This is a genomic window from Sphingomonas bacterium, from assembly GCF_903643035.1.
Lineage (GTDB): Bacteria > Pseudomonadota > Alphaproteobacteria > Sphingomonadales > Sphingomonadaceae > Sphingomonas.
Window position 1 is genome coordinate 1 of the sequence record NZ_CAHJWW010000316.1, and the last position, 2,944, is coordinate 2,944.

The following is a 2,944-nucleotide window of genomic DNA, read 5'->3' on the forward strand; positions in this document are numbered from 1 at the left end:
GAGCCCGCCGGCGATCCGGTCGCCGAACGCCGCGCCGGTCGAGGCGGCGAAGCGGCGCCTTCCGGCCTGCCCCAGCCTGGCGCGCAGGCCCGCATCGCCCGCCAGCTGCGACAATCCTTCCAGCAGCGCCTCGTCGTCCGCCTCCGGCGCGGTCAGTCCCGATCCCGATTGCCGGGTCAGCAGGCCCACCAGCCCCTCCTGCGTCGCCATCAGGGGGCGCTCCATGAGTCCGGCGCGCACCATGGCGCCGCTGGAACAGTAATTGCCGGGATAATAGCCCCAGACGATGTCGGCACGCGCGAAGGCGGCGGCCTCCTCGGCGTCGCTCACCCGGCGCGCGACCTCGATCAACCGGCCCCGGGCGCGCAGCGCGCCGGCGTCGCGTCCCCGCAGCACCGGGGCCATGCCGGCATCCTGCGCGCCGACCAGCGCCACCGTCAGCGCCGCCGGCATGCGCGGATCGGCCGCGACCGCCAGCAACCGGTCGATCGCCTTGCGATGGTCCACATACCCATAGACGAGCAGCACCACCGCGTCCGGCGCGGCCGGCAGCCACTCGCGGTCCGCCCGCTCGTCGGCGATGTCGGCGGGATCGCAGACCGCGACGACACGCGGATCGCCCAGCGCGGACGCGATGTACGGATCGATGCTGAACAACGTCGCGAGCGACCGGTCGCGCAGCAGCCGGCGATAGGCCCACGCCTCGACCCGGTCCTCCTTGCGGGGCGGCACCTGTGCGCCCGTGCCCGCGAGGTGGAAGCGCGGACGGACCGCGATCCCGCTCCACGGCGTCCGTCCGAAGGGCCGCGGCCGCCAGGCGAACGGGAACAGGCAATAATCGTCCACGAAGGGCACGAAGACATGGTCGACGGTCCCCAGCGCGCGCACCGCCGCCCGAAGCTGGCGGCAGCGCGCGAACTGCAGCGCCAGCTTGGCGGGCAGCCAGCGGAGCCCGAACGGCACCGGAGCCTCGTCGACGACATGGAACGCCAGCCGGTCGCCCAGCCGCGCCCGCAGCGCCGTCCAGTCGAGTTCCTGCACGCGCCTCGACGTCACCAGCGTCGCCCGCATCCCCCCGGCGCGCGCGATCGCCTCCAGGATGTAGCGGACATACACCAGACGATGGCCGGAAGCGTCGGGCTCGTACAGGACGATGTGACGCATGGCCGCCGGCGCGGACGGTGCGACGCCAGACACGTCGGTAGCCGCGTCGCCAGACACGTTGGTAGCCGCGTCGGTAGCCGATCGGGGATCGCGCGTGGTCAGAACGTCGCCCGTCCGTCGGTCGTGGCCTCGATCGGACGGTCGCGACCGCCGGCGAACACGCCGTCCCGCGTCGACGTTTCCGTCCGGGAGCGATGGTCGTCGCGGATCAGCCGGGGCGGACGCTTCACCTGCCCGATATCGTTCGCACCCACAAACCATCCCTTGCAAACAACCACGGGCGATCTCGCGGACATGTGGCGCTGCGAGGATCGGCCGCATCAACCCTGATCCGCGGCCTGCCTCCCGTTGGGCCGATCGACCGCATGGGGACAGGCGATCAAGAAGGTCGTACCACTAACGTATATCTATTGGACCGTCCAGAGCGCCGCCATCAACGACGTTCCAGCGGGCGCAGGCTGACGTTGCCTTCCAGGACGACGTCCGTGTCGAACGTGTTGCCCTCGATGAGGACGTTGTTGGTCGGCGACGTTCCCTGCGTGTCGTTGACGCCGCACGCCGCGCGCGAGCACCGGCGTGAGATGTTGCCGACGATGATGCTGTCGCCGCTGTTCGCCGCGACGCAGATGCCAAGACCGGTCGGCTGCGTCCGTCCGTCCCTGGACGCCGCGCCGCGGATGTCCTCGATCCGGTTGCCCGCGACCCGGGTGGCGGGCGAGCCGAACAGCTGGATTCCGAACGAATAGCCGGGAAAGCCGGGATGACCGCCCGAGACGTTCGACACGTCGTTGCCCGCGACGACCGTGTCGCGCGCCTCGATGATGTCGATGCCCGACGTGACCGCGCCATCGACGGTGTTGCCCGAGACCAGCGTTCCCCGCGGATAGCCGATCGAGGTCCGTCCCTCGACGTTGATCGCCGCCACGACCTTCACCTCGGTCACGATGTTGCCGATGACGCGGCCGTCGACACAGTTGAAGAAGATGTCGATCCCCTGCGCGACATGATGCACGCGGTTGCCCCGCACCTGTGGCCGCAGCCCGTCGCGGATCGACACTCCGCTGTCGGATAGGTGGTCGACGAAGCACCGGGCCACCTCGACGTCGTCGGCCCAGCGGGTGCGGACGCCGTAACCGCACAGTACGCCATTGGATTCGAACGGGCTGTTCCCCCAGGCCGCTCCGCCCGAGATCCGCATGTTCTCCCAGCCGAGGCGCGCCAGTCGCCGGGTGGCCGAGGTGCCGAACGCCACGAAGGCGCTGGGCCGGCCCGTTCGGGTGACGGTATGGACGTGACTCGCCTCGCCCAGCCCGATCGTGCGGATGTCGCTGCCCGTCATCTCGATCGTGGAGACGTTGAACTGGCGCGGCTCGACAAGCGCGACCCCGCCCCCTTCCCCGCTCGCCGCCAGATGATCGTACAGCGCCTGGATGGCCGCCGTGTCGTCAGTGCCCGCGTCGGGTACGACCGTGCCGTCGCGGCGTATTTCGCCGGTTCCATCGCCGACGGCGCCGGCCATGGTATAGCCGATCGCGGGTTCGGCGATGTGGAACCAGCGGCCGTTCGCGCTGCGCCGCCGGAAGCGTGTCGGGGCGCGCTCCGCCTGGTCGCGATCGAGCGCATATCGCGCGGCGCCGAGCCCGGGACGGGCATAGCCGCTGGTCTGCACCAGGACGACGCCCGCCGGCACGTCGCCCGAGGCGAAGCGCATCCATGGTCCGACGGCGAGGACACGGTCGCCGGCGGCATCGCCGTGCCCGCGCCCTGCCGCCGCCGGATC

3 protein-coding genes are annotated in these 2,944 nt (G+C 71.0%); all 3 read right to left on the reverse strand.

Annotated elements, in window-relative coordinates; translation table 11 throughout:
• On the reverse strand, nucleotides 1-1,164 hold a 1,164-nt coding region (locus tag HUV01_RS14480), incomplete at its 3' end, for a glycosyltransferase (protein ID WP_174298907.1).
• Between the two features lie 98 nt (nucleotides 1,165-1,262).
• On the reverse strand, nucleotides 1,263-1,394 hold the full coding sequence (locus tag HUV01_RS15370) for a hypothetical protein (RefSeq protein ID WP_302480073.1): 132 nt from the start codon (nucleotides 1,392-1,394) through the stop codon (nucleotides 1,263-1,265).
• A gap of 203 nt (nucleotides 1,395-1,597) precedes the next feature.
• A partial coding sequence (locus HUV01_RS14485; RefSeq protein WP_217431024.1) for a right-handed parallel beta-helix repeat-containing protein occupies nucleotides 1,598-2,944 on the reverse strand: 1,347 nt, incomplete at its 5' end.